Raw genomic sequence first — 18,781 nt, 5'->3', positions numbered from 1 at the left:
TGCGTGAGGAGACCGGACGTGGCGATGGCGAAAAGCGGGGGTGACGAGGCTGACAGCGCGCCCCGGCGCGGGAGGCCGCGATCGATCGAGACCACCAACGCCATTCTCGAAAGCGCCTATGCGCTGATGGCCGCCACCGGCCTTGCCGCCACCACCATCGACGCGGTCGCGCGGCACTCCAGCGTCTCCAAGATGACGATCTACAAATGGTGGCCGTCCCGCGAGGCGCTGCTGATCGACGCCTTCCTCCATCATGCCGCGCAGATGCTGCCGCTGCCGCCAGCGAGCTCCGGCAGCCCCGCCGCGCGGGCACGCCGCCATGCCGCGGCCTACGCCGAAGCACTGCAGGGCGAGTTCGGCAAGGTCCAGCTCGCCGTCATCTCCGAATGCATCTCCAAGACCGGCTCGGCGGAGCTGTTCTACGCCCGCTATCTGCAATTCCGCCGCGACGCGCTGATCGAGATGATCGCCGCGGGCCAGAGCGACGGCAGCATCAGCGCGGAAGGACCGCCCCAGGATCTCTACGACGCGATCTATGGCGGCCTGTTCTACCGCTACGTCTTCGGCATCGCGCCGATCACGCCGGCCTACGCGCGGGCTCTGGTTGACCTCGTGTTGCGGCCGAAGAGCTAGCTCCGCACCGGCCGGACCGGTGCAGAGATCTTGTCGGTGCGGTCGCGTTCGGACATGTCGACCACCGTCTCCATCGGCGCGGTCAGCTCGTAGACGTAGGAGACGTCGGTGAAATAGCGCTTGGCGGTGCCGCCGAGCGCCTCGGGGGCGACGCGGTCGAGCAGGATCAGGCCGAAATCGGAATCGGGGCGGCGCGTCGCCTCGCTGGTGTTGAACTCCTCCCATCGGAAATGGAAGACCTCGTCGGTCCCCTCGCCCGTCACCGTCCAGTTCGCGGTGATGTGCGGGTGCTTGCCGACCAGCGACAGGCCCTCATCGGAGTGCGAGGCGAGCTCGAAGAACAGCAGCGACAGGCTCTGCGCCGCCCGCGCGCTGACCGCGATGTCGGGACCTGTGACCGCGATGCGGTCGGCATGCGGGATGGCGCGCGCCTCGAACAGGCCCTTCAGCTTGACGCCCTGCCACTGGCTCTCGCTGAGCAGCGAGACCACGTTGGACATGGCGTGGATGCGGCCGATCAGCAGCTCGCGCGCGACGTCGATGTCCGAGCCGTGGCGCAGCGTGCGCGTCACGATCGACTGGATCACCGCCAGGATGTTCTTGACCCGGTGGTTGAGCTCGTCGATCACAGCCGTCAACCGGCGCTCGAAGCCGATCCGCACCTGGATTTCCCGGCTGAGCCGCAGATTGTTGTAGGCGACATAGCCGAACAGGCCGCACACCATCGCGGTGATCGCAAAGCCGATCGCCGCCACGATGATCGCGGTCTGCTCGGCGCGACGCGCCGAGTTGGTCTTGGCGTAATAGCCGAGTTGCCAGTCGCGAGCGCCGAAGCTCACCGTGCGCGTCGCCGACGGCGCCGGTCCGTCCGCCGCCGTCATGCGGTCCGAGACAACGCCTTGATCATTGGCGACGAGCTCGCCGCCGTCCCTGCGCGGATCCTTCAGCGCGACCGAGAACAGCGACATGTCGTCGTTGGTCAGCATCAGGGAGGCGAGCTCGTAGGAAAAGGTGATGAAGCCTGCCGGCTCAGTCGCACCCTCGGGGATGACGGGAGCGGCCACGATGACGCCGATCGGCCCGCCGCTGCGCAGCAGCGGAATCGGGTCCGAGGCGACCGACCTCTTCTCGACCCTGGCGCGCGTCAGCATGGCGCTGCGCACCTGATCCTGGTCGTAGCTGCGGCCAGGCAGCGCCTTGGTCTCGTTGCTGCGCGGTTCGAGGTCCAACAGCACGTCAATCGGCTGGGTGACGCTCGCCGGGTCGATCGGCTTGTCGTCATAGCTGCGGATCTGCGGATTGGGAAAACCGGCGCTGGCGATGGCGGCCTGCGCCGCGGCAAGCTCGTTCGGCTTCAGGCGAGCGACCCAGCCGGCCACCACGAAATCGGTCTTGAAGGCGTAGATGGCCGAGCGCAGCGGCTCGAGCATGTTCGGCTTGAGCACCGAGGGCGCCCGGAACAGGCCTGAGGCAACCCGTGCGAGCAGCTCGCGCTCGGTCAGCCGGTCCTGGACCAGGCTCGCATGGACGTCGATCGCACGCGCCAGCGCGATCCGGTCCAGCGCCAGCTCCTGGTCGTGGACGCGATAGGCCGCAAGCCCGGAGAGCAAGACCCCGAGCAGAGCGATGAAGCCGATGATGAATCCCAGCCGGACCACGCGACTACTCAGGCGAACGCAGGAGGTCGGCAATAAGCACGGAGCATATGAACGCCGTTCGAACGGCCAGGTGCCGAAACAGGGTGACCCCCGGTGGCGGAGATAATGAAGGAGGAGGCATCAGTACGCAACTTGGGTCGCCTGAGAAGCTTAATCCGTCCGGCCGATGGTCCGGCCGGGACGGATTGGCTCCCCGGGCACCGGAGGTAGTTAATCGCCGTGTCGAAAATTTGTTCCGTGGACGGCACTGCCGCCAGGGCGTTAACGAAGCGAAACGCCTGCGTTAAGTCGTCGCGTCCGTCAGCTGCCCCTTTTCAGGCCGCCTTTGGCCTCGATGAAGCCGATGATGCGGTCGAGGCCCTGGCTCTTCTTCAGGTTGGTCATGACGAACGGACGCTCGCCGCGCATGCGCCTGGCGTCCGTCTCCATCTTTTCCAGGGAAGCGCCGACATGGGGCGCCAGGTCGATCTTGTTGATCACAAGGAGGTCCGACCTTGTGATGCCGGGGCCGCCCTTGGACGGGATCTTGTCGCCGGCCGCGACGTCGATGACGTAGATGGTGAGGTCGGCGAGCTCCGGGGAAAAAGTGGCAGCGAGATTATCTCCGCCGGATTCGATCAGGACGAGATCGAGTCCGGGGAATTTCGCGCGCATGTCCGCCACCGCGGCCAAATTCATCGAAGCGTCTTCGCGGATCGCGGTGTGCGGGCAGCCGCCGGTCTCGACCCCGGCAATGCGGTCCGGCGTCAGCGAGCCCGAGCGCACGAGGAATTCCGCATCCCATTTGGTGTAGATGTCGTTGGTGATCGCCGCGATGTCGTAGCGCTCGCGCATGGTCTTGCAGAGCAGGTCCATCAGCGCGGTCTTGCCCGATCCGACCGGGCCTCCGACGCCGACACGCAAGGGGCCGTGAGAAGTAGACATGTAACTCGCTCTCTCCTGATTGATTTTAGGCCATGCCGCTCATGATCGAAACAGCCGCGTATATTGCGTTTCGTGCCGCAGGCTGGCGAGATCGGCGCGAAACGTCGCGCTGCCGAGGTCGTCCAACGCCGCATTCAGCGCCCGATTGGCGGTCGCGGCGACGGCCGCTTCCAGCCTCACCAGCACGCGCTGGCTGTCGGTCTGGCCGAGCGGAATGAGCCGGCTGGCCGCGGAAATCCAGTTCGAGACCAGCGCATGCAGGAAGGCGTGCAGCGTCGGCGCCAGCGGCACGCCGTGCATCGCGGCAACGACGCCGACCGCCACCGGGTAGACCAGTGGCGTGCGGCATGCCGCAACCATTGCATCCAGCCCTTCCGCATCCCACGCGGCGCGGGCGATGTCGATGAAGGCGCGTCCCTGCGAGGTCGTCTCCAGCTGCCGCTCGCGCGACGGCACGAAGGCGGCGGCGAGCTCGGCGACATCGCTCAAGGTGGCGTCCTCGCCCAGTTCAGTGGCGCGATAGGCATGGACCAGAAACGTCGCATCGCAGAAGCCCGAGCCATCGCCGAGCATCGCATCGAGCCAGTCCGCCAGCGTGGCGGTGTCGGTGATGTCGCCTGCCTCGACCGCCCATTCGATGCCGCTGGAATAGGAGAAACCGCCGACGGGGAACGCCGGCGACAGCCAGGTCATCAGCCGGTACAGCGCCGCCGCCTCGCGCTCTGCGAGATCACCGGCGCCGGCCGGCTCATTTGTGGTCATGAGCATGCTTGTGGCCGTGGTGATGGTCGCCGTGGTCGCAATGCTCGTCGTGGTCATGAGCATGATGATCGTGGCCATGGTCATGCGCGGCATGATCATGATGGTGATGATCGTGCCCGTGATCGTGGTGATCGTGGTCGTGATGGGCATGGTCGTCGTGCCCATGCGCGTGGCCGGCATCGGCATAGGCGCCGCCTTCGGGATCGAACGGCGCATCGATCTCGATCACACGCGCACCGAGGCCTTTCACCATGGCCTCGATGACGTGGTCGCGGCGGATGCGCAGGCCCTTGGCCATGATCTGCGTCGGCAGATGGCGGTTGCCGAGATGCCAGCCGACGCGGATGAGGTGGTGCGGATCGTGGCCACGAATTTCGAGCAGCGGCTCGGGCGCGGCGACCACTTCGACCAGCCGGCCGTCCTCCAGCACCAGCGCATCGCCGCCGCGCAAGGCGACGGCGTTCTCCAGGTCGAGCAGGAATTCGAGCCCCCGCGTTCCCGTCATCGCCATGCGGCGGCGGTGCCGATCGTCGAAATCGAGCACTACCGTATCAGCCGGCGCCTCCGTGAAGCGGTACTGTCCCCTGACCTGCGTTGCCCGGATCATGCGCTTTTACCCCGTTACCGTGTCTCGACCTTCTCGGGCGTGATCACTTCGATCTTCGGCGGCGCCGTAAAACACTTCACCGCGACGCGGCCGAACGTCTTCATGTGCTCCATGGCACGATGGGGCACCAGCGCCTCGGCGTTTTCCCACTGCTCGACGAACACCATCCTGGCGGGATCGGTGACGCTCTCGTGCAGATCATAGGCGATATTGCCGGGCTCTTTCCGCGTCTCCTTGATGCAGGCGGTGGCGGCTGCGATGAATTCGGCGCGCGTTTCGGGCTTGATGGTCAAGGTGGCAACGACGTAGATCACGAGAAATCCTCCCGGCTTTTCTTCTGGATTAAGATACCGGGCGGGACCTTAGACCATGCGGGATCGAACGCAAAACCGGAAAAGCCGGCCCCCGGGACATCCTCCGGAGGCATGCGTTGAGACGCTATTTCAGTACATGAAATATCGCTGAGCCATCGGCAGCACCTCGGCGGGGGCACAGGTGAGCAGTTCGCCGTCGGCGCGGACCTCGTAGGTCTCCGGATCGACCTCGATCTTGGGCGTGGCGTCGTTGTGGATCATGCTCTTCTTCGAGATCCTGCCGCGGGTGTTCTGGACCGCATAGAGCTTCTTGTCGATACCGAGCTTGCGCGCGAGTCCTCCCGTGATCGCCGCCTTCGAGGTGAAGACGACGGAGGAGGCCGTACGCGCCTTGCCGAAGGCGCCGAACATCGGCTGGTAGTGCACCGGCTGCGGCGTCGGGATCGAGGCATTCGGATCGCCCATCGGGGCCGCGACGATCATGCCGCCCTTGACGATGCAGTCGGGCTTGACGCCGAAGAAGGCCGGCGACCACAGCACGAGATCGGCGAGCTTGCCCTTCTCCACCGAGCCGATCAGCTTCGAGACGCCGTGCGCGATCGCGGGGTTGATCGTGTATTTGGCGAGGTAGCGCTTGACGCGAAAATTGTCGTTGTCCTTGCCCTTGTCCTGCGGCAACGACCCGCGCTGCTTCTTCATCTTGTCCGCGGTCTGCCAGGTGCGGATGATCACCTCGCCGAGGCGGCCCATGGCCTGGGAGTCCGACGACATCATCGAGAGCGCGCCGAGATCGTGCAAAATGTCTTCGGCGGCGATGGTTTCCTTGCGGATCCGGCTCTCGGCAAACGCCAGATCCTCCGCGATCGAGGGATCGAGGTGGTGGCACACCATCAGCATGTCGAGATGCTCGTCGATGGTGTTGCGGGTGAAGGGGCGCGTCGGGTTGGTCGAGGACGGCAGCACATTCTTGAGCCCGGCGACCTTGATGATGTCAGGTGCGTGACCGCCGCCGGCGCCTTCGGTGTGGAAGGCGTGGATGGTGCGGCCCTTGAACGCCTTGATGGTGTCCTCGACGAAGCCGGATTCGTTCAGCGTGTCGGTGTGGATCATCACCTGGATGTCGTAATCATCGGCGACCGACAGGCAGTTGTCGATCGCGGCCGGCGTCGTGCCCCAGTCCTCGTGCAGCTTCAGCGCGCAGGCGCCGCCCTTGATCATCTCGACCAGCGCCGCGGGGCGCGAGGCGTTGCCCTTGCCCGAAATGCCGAGATTGACCGGAAACGCATCGAACGACTGGATCATCCGGCCCATGTGCCACGGGCCCGGGGTGCAGGTGGTGGCGAAGGTGCCGTGTGACGGCCCCGTGCCGCCGCCGAGCATCGAGGTGACGCCGGACATCAGCGCGTGCTCGATCTGCTGCGGGCAGATGAAATGGATGTGGCTGTCGAAGCCGCCAGCAGTGAGGATCTTGCCTTCGCCAGCAATCACGTCGGTGCCGGGGCCGATGACGATGGTGACGCCCGGCTGGATATCGGGATTGCCGGCCTTGCCGATGCCGGCGATCATGCCGTCCTTGATCGCGACGTCGGCCTTCACGATGCCCCAGTGATCGACGATCAAGGCATTGGTGATGACGGTGTCCGCCGCTCCCTGCTTGTTCGTCACCTGCGACTGGCCCATGCCGTCGCGGATCACCTTGCCGCCACCGAACTTCACCTCCTCGCCGTAAGTGGTGAAATCCTTCTCGACCTCGATGATGAGATCGGTGTCGGCGAGCCTGACCTTGTCGCCGGTGGTTGGGCCGAACATGTCGGCATACACGGAACGTTTGATCTTGACGGACATCACAAGCCCCGTTTGCGTTTGAATTGTCGTTCGGCGCTCACAGTGAAGCCCTCGCTGTGAGCACAATATCGTCGAATGTCGTATCGAGCCTGGAGTTTCCGCCGCGGCAACCGGCGACAACCTGCTCGGCCCAGTCAGTGTAGTCGACGAGGTCGTCACGCTCCTCGGCCGTCGGATCGGAATGGACGCGCGCGCCGATATTGCTGATCTTGTCGGCGATCTTGATCAGCTTGGCGCTGGGCGATTTCTTAGGCGCATCGAGCACCTGATGCCGCCGCCGCTCCGGCTTTGGCAGGTTCATATCGTCGGTGCATTCAACGACAAGGTAGGCGACACGTTCGGAGAATGTCTGCGCGAGCTCCTCGCGCGTGGTTTCGGTGTCCTCGATCGAATCATGCAGCCAGCCGGCCGCGACCAGTTCGGCATCCGCACCATCTGTCGCGGTCGCGAGCAGGTTCGCGACCTCCGCGAGATGGTTGATGTAGGGCTCGTTGCCGCGCCCCTTGCGCGCCATTCCGTTGTGACGGCGCGCGGCAAGTTCGGCGGCTTCGGAGATGAGGCGGATTGGCGACAGCATGGCGGTCACAGGACTCCATGTCCGCGCGCGCTGCAAATGCGCGCTGCACGAAATTGCCCCGTCGCTTCCGTCAGCGCCCGGGGCAGACCCCTCTCCCCAACCCTCCCCCGCAAGGGGGGAGGGAGCCTGGATAGCGTGCTCACCTCACCACGAATGAAAGCCTGACAACCGAATGCACACGCCGCACAACCTTGAGTCATGGCTTCTCCTCAGTCTGTGGAGAAGCAGAAGGATAAATATCGTCGCTAGTTAGGGACGCATCCGTGGAAGGGTTCCCTCCCCCCTTGCGGGGGAGGGTTAGGGAGAGGGGTGCCACGGGCTCCGCTGCCTCGAGAATGGAGAGAACGACGCCCTCAAGATTTTTCATCACGTCGTCATTGGTGAAACGCAGCACACGATAGCCACGCGACGCGAACCATTGGTCGCGCCACTCATCGTGCCGGATACGTTCTTCGAACACATGGCTCTCACCATCGAGCTCAACGATAAGCTTGCATGAATGGGCGACGAAATCGGCGATGTAATTGCCCATGGGGGTCTGACGGCGAAAGGCCAGGCCCGCAAGACGATCGGCCTTCAGGTGACGCCACAGCAACGTCTCAGCGCGAGTCATCTCGCGCCTCAATCGTTTGGCGCGGGTTCTTTGCAGTGGAGAGACCTCGTCGTGTGGCATACCCCTCTCCCCAACCCTCCCCCGCAAGGGGGGAGGGAGCGAGACAGCCGTGCTCACCTCACTGTAGATCACTGTGCTCGCCTCAACCTGCCCTACAGCTTCCCCATGACGTCGCCACGAAAACCGTAGATCGTCTTCTTGCCGGCCACAGCCACCAGCTGGACGTCGCGGGTCTGGCCCGGCTCGAAGCGAACGGCGGTGCCGGCGGCGATGTCGAGGCGCATGCCGCGGGCTTTCCTGCGGTCGAACTTCAGCGCCGGGTTGGTCTCGAAGAAATGGTAGTGCGAGCCGACCTGGATCGGGCGGTCGCCGGTGTTGGCGACCGTCAAGGTCACGGTCTTGCGGCCGGCGTTGAGCTCGATCTCGCCGTCCTGGATGAAGAGTTCGCCGGGGATCATGTTCTCGCTCCTACCTGATCGGCTCGTGCACGGTGACGAGCTTGGTGCCGTCCGGAAACGTCGCCTCGACCTGGATGTCGTGGATCATCTCAGGGATGCCCGGCATCACCTGATCACGCGTGAGGACCTGGGCGCCGGACTGCATCAGTTCGGCAACGGTGCGGCCGTCGCGCGCGCCTTCGAGGATGAAATCGGAGATGATCGCGATCGCCTCGGGATGGTTGAGCTTGACGCCGCGATCCAGCCGGCGGCGGGCCACGATGGCCGCCATCGAGATCAGGAGCTTGTCCTTTTCGCGGGGAGACAGGTTCATGCGAAATCTCTTCCGTTCAACACTTCAATTCAACCAGAGCCGGGGCAGCGCCGCACTGGTGCGCGCCAGCACGGCCATCATGTCGGCCCGCAGGCGCGCCGCATCTTGGGCACAGAACCGCGCCATTGCAAATCCATTCCAGGCCGAGATTCCGACCTCGCCGGAAAAGGATTCCGACGCCTCGCGGATGCGCTCGACCAGGGCCTCGTCACCGGGCGCGATCAGCGCCGTTCCGATCGCAGCACCACCCCTGGCAACGGCGGACCGCCCGAGTTTTGCGCCGACATGGCCGTCGAGCCTGACGGTCTCTGCGAACACCAGTCTGCCACCACGACGCAGCCGCCAGCGGTCGACGAACTCGCCCTGCTCCATCCGCTCACCCATGGCGGTGCGGCCGAATACGACGATTTCACAAAGCACGAGCGAGGCGGAATCATCGAGCTCGATGTCGAAGCTGCGGTGAACCCGGGCGCGATCGAACAGGATCGTCTCCTGAGGCAGCCAGCCGAGATGCGCGCCGGCAGCGACCTTCAGGGCGATACTGAGCTGCGCCGCATTCCCGGGCGCACGATAGACCTTCTCGGCCGCCGCCGTAGTCAATGTCAGGCGCGAGCCCTCGCCCGCCACGATGTCGACATCGAAAGTGTCGCCGCCGGCAACGCCACCGGCCGTGTTGACGAACACGCCGGAGAGCCCCTCGCCTTCCGGCGAGGGAAAGCGCACACGCAGGGATCCGGACTCATGCAAGGTCCCGCGCCGCGTCACGCCATCGCGCGCATGCACGTCGAAATGCACCGCGCCGCGGGCACGGTTCGCCTCGAAATCCCCAGACGTGACTGAAACGTCGCTGCGCATCCGCCTCCCCAGCCGGTCGCGGCAGAAATAGCCTACAGGGCCATCTGGCGGCTGATTTCGGCCGGGTCGAGATTGGAGCGATCGCAGGCGAATTTCACCGCGCCGCGATCCATCACGGCGAAACTGTCGCCGAGTTCGCAGGCAAAGTCGAGATATTGTTCGACCAGCACGATGGCGATGTTGCCGAGGTTGCGTAGGTAAGAGATGGCGCGGCCGATGTCCTTGATGATCGAGGGCTGGATGCCCTCGGTCGGCTCGTCGAGCAGCAGCAGCTTTGGCCGCATCACCAGCGCACGTCCGATCGCGAGCTGCTGCTGCTGGCCGCCGGAGAGATCGCCGCCGCGCCGGCCGAGCATGCTTTGCAGCACCGGGAACAGCGAGAACACGTCGTCCGGAATGTGCCTGTCCTCACGCTTGAGCGGACCGAAGCCGGTCTTGAGGTTTTCCTCGACCGTCAGAAGAGGAAAGATCTCGCGGCCTTGCGGCACGAAGCCGATGCCCTTGCGCGCCCGCTCATAGGGCTTCAGGGCCGTGATGTCGCTGCCGTCGAGCACGATGGCACCCGAGGAGATCGGATATTGCCCGACCATGGCGCGCAAGAGCGAGGTCTTGCCGACGCCGTTGCGGCCGAGCACGCAGGTGACCTTGCCGGGCTCTGCGGCGATCGAGACGCCGCGCAGCGCCTGCGCCGCGCCGTAGAACAGGTTGATGTCCTTGACCTCAAGCATTGCTCAGCGCCCCAGATACACTTCGATGACCCGCTCGTTGGACGAAACCTGGTCGATGGTCCCCTCCGCGAGCACCGTGCCTTCGTGCAGGCAGGTGACCTTGACGCCGAGCTCGCGCACGAACGTCATGTCGTGCTCGACCACCATCACGGTGTGGGTCTTGTTGATCTCTTTCAGCAGCTCTGCGGTCAGATGAGTCTCGACGTCGGTCATGCCGGCGACGGGCTCGTCCACCAGCAGCAGCTTCGGATCCTGCGCGAGCAGCATGCCGATCTCCAGCCACTGCTTCTGGCCGTGGCTGAGGCTGCCGGCGAGGCGGTTGCGCGCCTCGGTGAGGCGGATCGTCTCCAGCACCTTGTCGATGCGCTCGGACTCCGGCCTGCTGCCGCGCCAGAACAGCGTGCCCTTGACGCTGTGATCGACATTGAGCGCGAGCAGGAGATTGTCCTGCACGGTCTGGCTCTCGAACACGGTCGGCTTCTGGAATTTGCGACCGATGCCGAGCTCGGCGATACGGGTCTCGTCGAGCCGCGTCAGGTCGGTGACGCCGTCGAACAGCACCGTGCCTTCGTCGGGCTTGGTCTTGCCGGTGATGATATCCATCATCGTGGTCTTGCCGGCGCCGTTGGGGCCGATGATGGCGCGCATCTCGCCGGGCGCGAGCGTCAGCGACAGATTGTTGATGGCGTGGAAGCCGTCGAACGAGACGTGCACGCCGTCGAGATAGAGCATCGCGGAGGTCGCGCGGGTGTCCATGACGTTCATGACCGGCTACTCCGCCATCTTGGGTTCGGTGATGCCGTCTTCCGCCGCGGCGCTCGCGGTCGTCGCGGCGGCGGCGCGCTTCTCCTTCGACTGATCCCACCAGGCGTTGAAGGTGCCGACGATGCCCTTGGGCAGCAACAGCGTCACCAGGATGAACATCGCGCCCAGCATGAACAGCCAGTACGGCGCCAGCATGCCCGAGGTGAAGAACGTTTTGGCGTAGTTGACGACGACCGCACCGAGCGCCGCGCCGACCAGCGTGCCGCGGCCGCCGACCGCGACCCAGATCACCGCTTCGATCGAATTGCCCGGCGCGAATTCGGATGGGTTGATGATGCCGACCTGCGGCACATAGAGCGCCCCGGCGACGCCGGCCATGCAGGCCGACAACGTGAACACGAACAGCTTGTAGGATTCGACGCGGTAGCCGAGGAAGCGGCTGCGCGATTCCGCGTCGCGGATTGCGATCAGGACCTTGCCGAGCTTGGAGGACACCACGGAGCGGCAGATCAGGAAGCTTGCGATCAGCGCCAGGCAGCTCAGCGCGAACAGCGCGGCGCGGGTGCCTTCGGCCTGGACGTTGAAGCCCAGGATGTCCTTGAAGTCGGTGAGGCCGTTGTTGCCGCCGAAGCCGAAATCGTTGCGGAAGAAGGCGAGCAGGAGCGCGTAGGTCATCGCCTGCGTGATGATCGACAGATACACGCCGGTGACGCGGGAGCGGAAGGCGAGCCAGCCGAAGCAGAAGGCGAGCAGGCCGGGCACGACCAGCACCATCAGCGCCGCGAACCAGAACATGTCGAAGCCGTACCAGTACCAGGGCAGCTTCGAATAGTTCAGGAACACCATGAAATCGGGCAGGATCGGGTTGCCGTAGACGCCGCGGGTGCCGATCTGCCGCATCAGGTACATGCCCATCGCGTAGCCGCCGAGCGCGAAGAAGGCACCGTGACCGAGCGAGAGGATGCCGCAATAGCCCCAGATCAGATCGATCGAGAGCGCGAGGATCGCGTAGCAGACGTACTTGCCCCAGAGCGCGACGAGATAGGTTGGCACTTGCAGGAACGAGCCCGCGGGCAGCAGCAGGTTGGAGAGCGGGATCAGGATGCCGCAGGCCACGACGATGGCGAGGAAGATGGTCGCGCCGCGGTCCAGCGATCGCGTCAGCATGTGAGGGGTCATGCTTCCACCGCACGGCCCTTGAGCGCGAACAGGCCGCGCGGGCGTTTTTGAATGAAGAGGATGATGAGAACAAGGATGGCGATCTTGCCGAGCACGGCACCGGCGACCGGCTCCAGGAACTTGTTGGCGATGCCGAGCGTGAAGGCGCCGACCAGCGTGCCCCAGAGATTGCCGACCCCGCCGAACACCACGACCATGAAGCTGTCGATGATGTAGCTCTGGCCGAGATTGGGACTGACATTGTCGATCTGCGACAGCGCCACGCCGGCGATGCCGGCAATGCCCGAGCCGAGCCCGAAGGTCAGCGCGTCGACGCGCGAGGTCGCGATGCCCATCGAGGCCGCCATGCGGCGATTCTGGGTCACCGCGCGCATCTCGAGGCCAAGCGCGGTATAGCGCAGCATCGCGAGCAGGATCGCAAACACCGCGAGCGTGAAGACCAGGATCCAGAGGCGGTTATAGGTGATGGTGATCTGGCCGAGCTCGAACGCGCCGCTCATCCAGGAGGGGTTGCCGACCTCGCGGTTGGTCGGACCGAACATGGTGCGCACCGCCTGCTGCAGCACCAGCGACAGGCCCCAGGTCGCGAGCAGCGTCTCCAGCGGACGCCCATAGAGGAAGCGGATGATGCTGCGTTCGATCAGCACGCCGATCGCGCCGGCGACGAGGAAGGCGAGCGGCACCGCGATCAGCAGCGAATAGTCGAACAGGCCGGGATAGCTGGTGCGGATCACCTCCTGCACCACGAAAGTGGTGTAGGCGCCGATCATCACCATCTCGCCATGGGCCATGTTGATCACGCCCATCACGCCGAAGGTGATGGCGAGGCCGATCGCGGCGAGCAGCAACACCGAGCCGAGCGAGAGGCCGTACCAGGCATTCTGAACCATGGACCAGACCGCGAGCGAGCTCTGGATCGAGCCGATCGCGCTGGCAGCCGCCTTGGTCACCGAGGCCGGCTGGTCGCCCATACCGGTGAGCAGCGCCAGCGCTTCCTGGTCGCCACGCGCCTTGAGGGTGGCGACCGCCTCGAGCTTCTCGACCTCGGTGGCGTCGGACTTGAACAACAGGATTGCCGCGCGGGCATCGACCAGCGCGGCCTTGACGGATCGGTTGGTTTCCTTGGCGAGCGCGCCGTCGACGGCTTCGAGCGCCGTCTCCTCATGCGACTTGAAGACGGATTGCGCGGCCTGGAGGCGCACTCCGAGATCCGGCGACTGCAGCGTCAGGCTGCCGACCGCGGCGTCGACGCTGCGGCGCAGGCGGTTGTTGAGGCGGACCGCGCTCGCGCTGTCGGGAACGCTGGCGACCGGATCGCCGGTTGCGGCATCGATCGACTTGCCGTCGGCGCCGGTGACGTAAACCTTCTTGCTGTCAGGATCGGCCATGAGGCGGCCGTCCTGGAGCGCGCTGATGATGGGGAAGGCCAGCTTGTTGCCGCTGCTCGCGACCACGCCGATCGCCTCTTCCGTCTCGGAATAATCATCGTTGGCGAATTTGGCGACGGCGTCCTCGAACGGACCGGCAAAGGCCGGCAGTGCGAACGCGATCAGGAACAACGAGAGGACAAAGGTGCAGAGACGGGCGGACAAATGGGCTGGCACTGTGAATGACCCCGGCAGAAAGGAGTGGAGAAGGCGGCGGGATCGCCGCCTTCTCCGATCGTGTAACGGAGCGTCAGGTCCGGATCAGGAGCCCGAGCCGAGGCACTTGTTGGTCTTGGTGTTGAAGTTGCCGCACTTCTTGCCGACCCAGTCGCCGATCAGGTCCTTGGAGCCGTCGAGCTCTTTCGACCAGGCATCGCCAGCAACGAGACCCGGGGTCTTCCAGACCACGTCGAACTGGCCGTTGCCCTTGATCTCGCCGATGAACACCGGCTTGGTGATGTGGTGGTTCGGCAGCATCTTCGACACGCCACCGGTCAGGTTCGGCGCTTCGATGCCGGGAAGCGCGTCGATCACCTTGTCCGGATCGGTCGACTTCACCTTCTCGACGGCCTTCACCCACATGTTGAAGCCGATCACGTGCGCTTCCATCGGGTCGTTGGTCACGCGCTTCGGATTCTTGGTGTAGGCCTGCCAGTCCTTGATGAACTTCTCGTTCGCCGGGGTCTTGATCGATTCGAAGTAGTTCCAGGCGGCGAGATGGCCGAGCAGCGGCTTGGTGTCGATGCCGGCGAGTTCTTCCTCACCCACCGAGAACGCGACCACCGGGATGTCCTTCGCCTTGATGCCCTGGTTGCCGAGCTCCTTGTAGAAGGGGACGTTGGCGTCGCCGTTGATGGTCGAGACCACCGCGGTCTTCTTGCCGGCCGAGCCGAACTTCTTGATGTCGGCCACGATCGTCTGCCAGTCGGAATGACCGAACGGCGTGTAGTTGATCATGATGTCTTCCTGGGCGACACCCTTGGACTTCAGATAGGCTTCCAGGATCTTGTTGGTGGTGCGCGGATAGACGTAGTCGGTGCCCGCGAGCACCCAGCGCTTCACCTTCTCTTCCTTCATCAGGTAGTCGACGGCGGGGATCGCCTGCTGGTTCGGCGCAGCACCGGTGTAGAACACGTTGCGCTCGCTCTCCTCGCCCTCGTACTGCACGGGGTAGAACAGGATGTTGTTCAACTCCTTGAAGACCGGGAGCACCGACTTGCGCGACACCGAGGTCCAGCAGCCGAACACGACCGCGACCTTGTCCTTGGTGATCAGCTCGCGCGCCTTCTCGGCGAACAGCGGCCAGTTCGAGGCGGGATCGACGACGACGGCTTCGAGCTTCTTGCCCAGCACGCCGCCCTTCTTGTTCTGCTCATCGATCAGGAAGAGGATAGTGTCCTTCAGCGTGGTTTCGCTGATGGCCATGGTGCCGGAGAGGGAGTGAAGCACGCCGACCTTGATGGTGTCGTCGGCGGCCTTGGCGCCGGTCAATGAAGCCAGACCGAGCATCAGTCCGGCGGTCGCGGCGAGCACGCCGCGGCGGCTAAATGACGCCGCTATATCGTGAGTGGATTTGTTAAGCATGAGTATCTCATCTCCCTGACGCAGACGTGAAAAAGACGCTGCGAAACGGCCCCACGGCCGCCTGCGATTAACGGATTCGCAAGAACCATGCCATGGAGTAAACACCACTCAAACCATTGTTTTTGTTTATAAAATCGATCTAAAACAAAGTTTCGCCGCAACCGCTTCGCCTAAACGATGGGCAATTTAAATGTATGCGAAAGCGGCAGGCAGATTATTTTATGAGCAAATTGCGGACTCTGGCTAAAATTCCGGCATAACTATTTCTGCACCGCAATCGCGGTTTGCGGCAGACTTGCCTTGAAAGCGCCCCTTCGATGTTCCATATGGAGCGCGAGGCCTCTTGCGAATCAAGAGACCGTTGCGAGCCGCGTGTTCTTAAGCCCTTACGGGCGTCTGGCTTGCCCCATCCCATCAAGCCATCCGACACCCCAAACACGCAGGTGTCTTCACGACACCCTTTTGCGCGCGCCGCGCCGAATGCGCCGGGCGCCCGCTTTTGACATGGAAAGAACCCCCTTTTGACTTCGTTTCAGGACTTCGGCCTCGCCGAACCCATCTCCCGTGCTCTCGCCGACGAGAACTACGTCACCCCCACCCCCATCCAGGCCCAGACCATTCCGACCGCGCTGACCGGCCGTGACGTCGTCGGCATCGCCCAGACCGGAACCGGCAAGACCGCGGCCTTCGCGCTGCCGATCCTTCACCGCCTGCTCGAGAACCGCATCAAGCCGCAGCCGAAGACGGCCCGCGTCCTGGTGCTGTCGCCCACGCGCGAACTGTCGGGCCAGATCCTCGACAGCTTCAACGCCTATGGCCGCCACGTCCGCCTGTCCTCGACACTCGCCATCGGCGGCGTGCCGATGGGGCGTCAGGTCCGCTCACTGATGCAGGGCGTCGAGGTGCTGGTCGCCACTCCCGGCCGCCTGCTCGACCTCGTGCAGAGCAACGGCTTGAGGCTTGGAAGCGTCGAATTCCTCGTGCTCGACGAGGCCGACCGCATGCTCGACATGGGCTTCATCAACGACATCCGCAAAATCGTCGCCAAGCTGCCGATCAAGCGGCAGACGCTGTTCTTCTCGGCCACCATGCCGAAGGACATCGCCGAGCTTGCCGACGCCATGCTGCGTGATCCCGCCCGCGTCGCGGTGACTCCGGTGTCCTCGACCGTGGAGCGCATCCAGCAGCGCATCATCCAGGTCGACTTCTCCGCGAAGCCGGCGTTCCTCGCCCAGCTGTTGAAACAGGAGCCGGTCAACCGCGCACTGGTTTTCACCCGCACCAAGCACGGCGCCGACAAGGTGGTGAAAACCCTTGAGAAGGCCGGCATCGCCGCCAGCGCCATCCACGGCAACAAGTCGCAGAACCATCGCGAACGGACGCTCGCCCAGTTCCGCTCCGGCGACATCCGCACGCTGGTTGCCACCGATATCGCCGCCCGCGGCATCGATGTCGACGGCATCACTCACGTCATCAATTTCGACCTGCCCAACGTGCCCGAGACCTACGTGCACCGCATCGGCCGCACCGCGCGTGCCGGCGCCGAAGGCACCGCCATCTCGCTGGTCGCAGGCGGCGAGGAGCTCAGCTATCTCCGCGACATCGAGCGGCTGATCAAGGTGACGCTGTCGCGCGAGGATCATCGCACCGACGCCGGCCGCCGCGATGCAGGTCCTCCCCCGGCGCAGCAACGACAGGGCCGGCCGGGCCGCCCCGGCCAGCGTTCGCAAGGCGCTCGGCACGGTGACGGACGGCGCGCCGACGAAAGGCATGCCGACGGGCGCCACCACAGTGCCGGCAAGCAGGGCGACGGAAGGCCCGGCGAAGGACGGCATGGCGACGCCAGGCATGTTGACGGCCGCCCCGGCGGTGGCCCCAACGGCTCGAAGGCATCTCGTCGCGGCCGCTCCGGCGGCAAGGCGCATTCTTCGCCAAACGGCCGTCCGGAACAGCGTTCCGCGCATAGCGCCGGGGCGCCTGATGGGATACAAGGCGTTGCCTTTTTGCGCCGCGAGAGTCGGCCGAACAGCCAACCGAACCGCAAACCCCATTCGCACTAGCCGTCCACGACCTGGAGAAATTCATGGCTAAGGAAGAGCTGATCCAGTTCGAAGGACTGGTCACCGAAATCCTCCCCGATGCCCGCTACCGCGTGCAACTCGATGCCGGACACGAGATCGTCGCCTATACCGCCGGCAAGATGAAGAAGAACCGCATCAAGACGCTGGCGGGCGATCGCGTGACGGTGGAAATGTCGCCCTATGACCTCGAAAAGGGCCGGCTGATTTTCCGCCACAAGGACGAACGTCCGAGCGGTGTGGGCGGACCTCCACGTCCCGGACAGCGCGGTGGCCAGTTCCGCCGCCGTTAACGGCCCCTTGGCGCGCGAGCGCGGAATTAAAATTCTAACCTGTATGCTGATCCGCCGTGGACTCCACGGCGGATCAAAAAATCGTGCACGTCAGGATTGTTTTGAGGGCCTGTTTCCAATAAAATGAATTAATCGATTTTCGGCCGGACGACATTAGCATCCACCGGTACAGCCGGTTCAGACACGCTGACGACCCTTCCAAAAATTCGATCTAACCTGTCCGCGCGAGCGGGCTCTGACATTGTGTTATCTGAGAAGGGACTACCCCCATGAGCATGGGAACCGTGAAGTGGTTTAACGCGACCAAAGGCTTCGGCTTCATCCAGCCCGACGACGGCGGCCAGGACGTGTTCGTCCACATCAGCGCTGTGGAGCGTGCGGGCCTCGGCACGCTGCGCGAAGGTCAGAAGATCTCCTACGAGATCGTGGCCGACCGCCGTTCCGGCAAGTCGGCAGCGGACAACCTCCGCTCGGCCGGCTGAGCTACCGCTTTCGGCCCCGATCGGCTCGAGCGAACAAGTCAAAAGAAAAGGCCGGGCGCGATGCCCGGCCTTTTTTCATTGCGGTTTCTGCCCGCGGAATTCAGCACGACCCGTTCGTTCGTCTTGTCAGCTCGTCTTGTGTCAGTTCGTCTTGGCGCCCCCGGCACCGCCGCTGGCATTGTTGCTCAACGTGCCGGCCTGGCTCATCGTGTTGTTGAAGTAGGCATCGCTGTCACCGAGCGTGACCCGGCGCTGGCAGGTCGGCATACAGCTATAGGACTCGCGCTCGACCCCGCGATAGACGGTGACGAGCCGGTCGCTCGGACCTTCGACCTGGATCTGGCGGTCGACCAGGATTTCGCCGCCCCGGTCGAGCGCAATGAAATTGGTGCCGCCGTAGCCTTTCCCGGTCACGACGATCATGCCGCCGGGCTGGAGCGTGACGTCGGCGATCAGCGGATTGCCGACCACGATGGTCGCCACCTTCCCGGGCAGCCGCACCAGCTTGGCCTGGTCGACACTGACGGCGATGGTATCGGCGGTGGATTCGGCAAGGCCGGCAGCCGGCGATGCCAGCACCGCGGTCGCAACCAGAAGGCAGACGCGCACATGACGGCGCAGTTCTTTACGCATACTCTTACTCCCGGGACGTCACAAACCGGCAGAACGATTCGATACAGCGGAGC

21 protein-coding genes are annotated in these 18,781 nt (G+C 64.4%); 4 read left to right on the top strand and 17 right to left on the bottom strand.

Features of this window, described 5'->3' with window-relative positions:
* Nucleotides 1-24: 24 nt before the first annotated feature.
* A complete protein-coding gene (locus OC450_RS16270) occupies nucleotides 25-633 on the top strand; it encodes a TetR/AcrR family transcriptional regulator (RefSeq protein ID WP_211382430.1) in 609 nt (202 codons plus the stop codon).
* Here OC450_RS16270 and OC450_RS16265 read toward each other — a convergent pair.
* From OC450_RS16265 to urtA, 16 genes are all read right to left on the bottom strand, one after another.
* Nucleotides 630-2,291: an HWE histidine kinase domain-containing protein gene (locus OC450_RS16265; RefSeq protein WP_211382086.1), complete on the bottom strand. Its 1,662-nt coding sequence runs from the start codon at nucleotides 2,289-2,291 to the stop codon at nucleotides 630-632. The genes OC450_RS16270 and OC450_RS16265 overlap by 4 nt on opposite strands.
* A 300-nt stretch (nucleotides 2,292-2,591) precedes the next feature.
* The gene (gene ureG, locus OC450_RS16260; protein WP_211382085.1) at nucleotides 2,592-3,215 is read right to left on the bottom strand and encodes an urease accessory protein UreG; all 624 of its coding nucleotides are present in this window, start codon (nucleotides 3,213-3,215) and stop codon (nucleotides 2,592-2,594) included.
* A 39-nt stretch (nucleotides 3,216-3,254) separates the two neighbouring features.
* On the bottom strand, nucleotides 3,255-3,983 hold the full coding sequence (locus OC450_RS16255) for an urease accessory protein UreF (protein WP_211382429.1): 729 nt from the start codon (nucleotides 3,981-3,983) through the stop codon (nucleotides 3,255-3,257).
* Entirely contained in the window at nucleotides 3,964-4,584 is a 621-nt protein-coding gene (ureE, locus tag OC450_RS16250) for an urease accessory protein UreE (protein WP_211382084.1), read from the bottom strand. The genes OC450_RS16255 and ureE overlap by 20 nt, the downstream gene beginning before the upstream one ends.
* Nucleotides 4,585-4,598: 14 nt before the next feature.
* Nucleotides 4,599-4,898 carry a putative quinol monooxygenase gene (locus OC450_RS16245; protein ID WP_211382083.1) on the bottom strand — a complete coding sequence of 100 codons (300 nt, stop codon included), beginning with the start codon at nucleotides 4,896-4,898 and terminating at the stop codon, nucleotides 4,599-4,601.
* 129 nt (nucleotides 4,899-5,027) lie between these two features.
* A complete protein-coding gene (gene ureC / locus OC450_RS16240) occupies nucleotides 5,028-6,743 on the bottom strand; it encodes an urease subunit alpha (RefSeq protein ID WP_262048264.1) in 1,716 nt (571 codons plus the stop codon).
* A 37-nt stretch (nucleotides 6,744-6,780) separates the two neighbouring features.
* Complete coding sequence (locus OC450_RS16235) at nucleotides 6,781-7,320, bottom strand: HD domain-containing protein (RefSeq protein WP_262048263.1); 540 nt, start codon at nucleotides 7,318-7,320, stop codon at nucleotides 6,781-6,783.
* Between the two features lie 196 nt (nucleotides 7,321-7,516).
* Complete coding sequence (locus OC450_RS16230) at nucleotides 7,517-7,993, bottom strand: endonuclease domain-containing protein (RefSeq protein ID WP_249128826.1); 477 nt, start codon at nucleotides 7,991-7,993, stop codon at nucleotides 7,517-7,519.
* A gap of 92 nt (nucleotides 7,994-8,085) precedes the next feature.
* Nucleotides 8,086-8,391, bottom strand: a complete 306-nt coding sequence (locus tag OC450_RS16225; RefSeq protein ID WP_211382079.1) for an urease subunit beta — start codon at nucleotides 8,389-8,391, stop codon at nucleotides 8,086-8,088.
* A gap of 10 nt (nucleotides 8,392-8,401) precedes the next feature.
* Nucleotides 8,402-8,704 carry an urease subunit gamma gene (locus tag OC450_RS16220; protein ID WP_007605424.1) on the bottom strand — a complete coding sequence of 101 codons (303 nt, stop codon included), beginning with the start codon at nucleotides 8,702-8,704 and terminating at the stop codon, nucleotides 8,402-8,404.
* Nucleotides 8,705-8,728: 24 nt separating this feature from the next.
* Nucleotides 8,729-9,559: an urease accessory protein UreD gene (locus OC450_RS16215; protein WP_262048262.1), complete on the bottom strand. Its 831-nt coding sequence runs from the start codon at nucleotides 9,557-9,559 to the stop codon at nucleotides 8,729-8,731.
* Nucleotides 9,560-9,591: 32 nt separating this feature from the next.
* Nucleotides 9,592-10,287 carry an urea ABC transporter ATP-binding subunit UrtE gene (gene urtE, locus OC450_RS16210; protein WP_211382077.1) on the bottom strand — a complete coding sequence of 232 codons (696 nt, stop codon included), beginning with the start codon at nucleotides 10,285-10,287 and terminating at the stop codon, nucleotides 9,592-9,594.
* Nucleotides 10,288-10,290: 3 nt separating this feature from the next.
* A complete protein-coding gene (gene urtD / locus OC450_RS16205; RefSeq protein ID WP_211382076.1) occupies nucleotides 10,291-11,052 on the bottom strand; it encodes an urea ABC transporter ATP-binding protein UrtD in 762 nt (253 codons plus the stop codon).
* A gap of 6 nt (nucleotides 11,053-11,058) precedes the next feature.
* On the bottom strand, nucleotides 11,059-12,231 hold the full coding sequence (gene urtC, locus OC450_RS16200) for an urea ABC transporter permease subunit UrtC (protein ID WP_211382075.1): 1,173 nt from the start codon (nucleotides 12,229-12,231) through the stop codon (nucleotides 11,059-11,061).
* Nucleotides 12,228-13,835 carry an urea ABC transporter permease subunit UrtB gene (urtB, locus tag OC450_RS16195; protein ID WP_262048261.1) on the bottom strand — a complete coding sequence of 536 codons (1,608 nt, stop codon included), beginning with the start codon at nucleotides 13,833-13,835 and terminating at the stop codon, nucleotides 12,228-12,230. The genes urtC and urtB overlap by 4 nt, the downstream gene beginning before the upstream one ends.
* Before the next feature lie 84 nt (nucleotides 13,836-13,919).
* The gene (urtA, locus tag OC450_RS16190) at nucleotides 13,920-15,242 is read right to left on the bottom strand and encodes an urea ABC transporter substrate-binding protein (RefSeq protein ID WP_211382073.1); all 1,323 of its coding nucleotides are present in this window, start codon (nucleotides 15,240-15,242) and stop codon (nucleotides 13,920-13,922) included.
* A 521-nt stretch (nucleotides 15,243-15,763) separates the two neighbouring features.
* On the opposite strand from urtA, the gene OC450_RS16185 reads away from it, so the two are divergent.
* From OC450_RS16185 to OC450_RS16175, 3 genes are all read left to right on the top strand, one after another.
* A complete protein-coding gene (locus OC450_RS16185; protein ID WP_211382072.1) occupies nucleotides 15,764-17,302 on the top strand; it encodes a DEAD/DEAH box helicase in 1,539 nt (512 codons plus the stop codon).
* Nucleotides 17,303-17,325: 23 nt separating this feature from the next.
* Nucleotides 17,326-17,613, top strand: a complete 288-nt coding sequence (gene infA / locus OC450_RS16180; RefSeq protein ID WP_008131890.1) for a translation initiation factor IF-1 — start codon at nucleotides 17,326-17,328, stop codon at nucleotides 17,611-17,613.
* A 269-nt stretch (nucleotides 17,614-17,882) separates the two neighbouring features.
* Nucleotides 17,883-18,095, top strand: a complete 213-nt coding sequence (locus tag OC450_RS16175; protein ID WP_007599788.1) for a cold-shock protein — start codon at nucleotides 17,883-17,885, stop codon at nucleotides 18,093-18,095.
* Nucleotides 18,096-18,236: 141 nt separating this feature from the next.
* Here OC450_RS16175 and OC450_RS16170 read toward each other — a convergent pair whose 3' ends face one another.
* Nucleotides 18,237-18,728, bottom strand: coding sequence for a pilus assembly protein N-terminal domain-containing protein (locus OC450_RS16170; protein WP_211382071.1), 492 nt, complete (start codon nucleotides 18,726-18,728; stop codon nucleotides 18,237-18,239).
* Nucleotides 18,729-18,781: the final 53 nt, after the last annotated feature.

Source organism: Bradyrhizobium sp. Bra78 (assembly GCF_024519855.1).
Lineage (GTDB): Bacteria > Pseudomonadota > Alphaproteobacteria > Rhizobiales > Xanthobacteraceae > Bradyrhizobium > Bradyrhizobium japonicum_G.
The sequence above is the reverse complement of the archived record's forward strand: the minus strand, read 5'-3'. Positions and strand labels throughout refer to the sequence as shown.

What these genes read in the sequence shown, in the direction of transcription:
- OC450_RS16215 (WP_262048262.1), bottom strand. Translation starts at nt 9,559, where the DNA reads ATGCGCAGCGACGTTTCAGTCACGTCTGGGGATTTCGAGGCGAACCGT.
- OC450_RS16220 (WP_007605424.1), bottom strand. Translation starts at nt 8,704, where the DNA reads ATGAACCTGTCTCCCCGCGAAAAGGACAAGCTCCTGATCTCGATGGCG.
- OC450_RS16175 (WP_007599788.1), top strand. Translation starts at nt 17,883, where the DNA reads ATGAGCATGGGAACCGTGAAGTGGTTTAACGCGACCAAAGGCTTCGGC.
- urtE (WP_211382077.1), bottom strand. Translation starts at nt 10,287, where the DNA reads ATGCTTGAGGTCAAGGACATCAACCTGTTCTACGGCGCGGCGCAGGCG.
- ureE (WP_211382084.1), bottom strand. Translation starts at nt 4,584, where the DNA reads ATGATCCGGGCAACGCAGGTCAGGGGACAGTACCGCTTCACGGAGGCG.
- OC450_RS16170 (WP_211382071.1), bottom strand. Translation starts at nt 18,728, where the DNA reads ATGCGTAAAGAACTGCGCCGTCATGTGCGCGTCTGCCTTCTGGTTGCG.
- OC450_RS16235 (WP_262048263.1), bottom strand. Translation starts at nt 7,320, where the DNA reads ATGCTGTCGCCAATCCGCCTCATCTCCGAAGCCGCCGAACTTGCCGCG.
- OC450_RS16270 (WP_211382430.1), top strand. Translation starts at nt 25, where the DNA reads ATGGCGAAAAGCGGGGGTGACGAGGCTGACAGCGCGCCCCGGCGCGGG.
- OC450_RS16230 (WP_249128826.1), bottom strand. Translation starts at nt 7,993, where the DNA reads ATGCCACACGACGAGGTCTCTCCACTGCAAAGAACCCGCGCCAAACGA.
- urtA (WP_211382073.1), bottom strand. Translation starts at nt 15,242, where the DNA reads ATGCTTAACAAATCCACTCACGATATAGCGGCGTCATTTAGCCGCCGC.
- infA (WP_008131890.1), top strand. Translation starts at nt 17,326, where the DNA reads ATGGCTAAGGAAGAGCTGATCCAGTTCGAAGGACTGGTCACCGAAATC.
- urtD (WP_211382076.1), bottom strand. Translation starts at nt 11,052, where the DNA reads ATGAACGTCATGGACACCCGCGCGACCTCCGCGATGCTCTATCTCGAC.
- ureG (WP_211382085.1), bottom strand. Translation starts at nt 3,215, where the DNA reads ATGTCTACTTCTCACGGCCCCTTGCGTGTCGGCGTCGGAGGCCCGGTC.
- OC450_RS16225 (WP_211382079.1), bottom strand. Translation starts at nt 8,391, where the DNA reads ATGATCCCCGGCGAACTCTTCATCCAGGACGGCGAGATCGAGCTCAAC.
- OC450_RS16255 (WP_211382429.1), bottom strand. Translation starts at nt 3,983, where the DNA reads ATGCTCATGACCACAAATGAGCCGGCCGGCGCCGGTGATCTCGCAGAG.
- urtC (WP_211382075.1), bottom strand. Translation starts at nt 12,231, where the DNA reads ATGACCCCTCACATGCTGACGCGATCGCTGGACCGCGGCGCGACCATC.
- ureC (WP_262048264.1), bottom strand. Translation starts at nt 6,743, where the DNA reads ATGTCCGTCAAGATCAAACGTTCCGTGTATGCCGACATGTTCGGCCCA.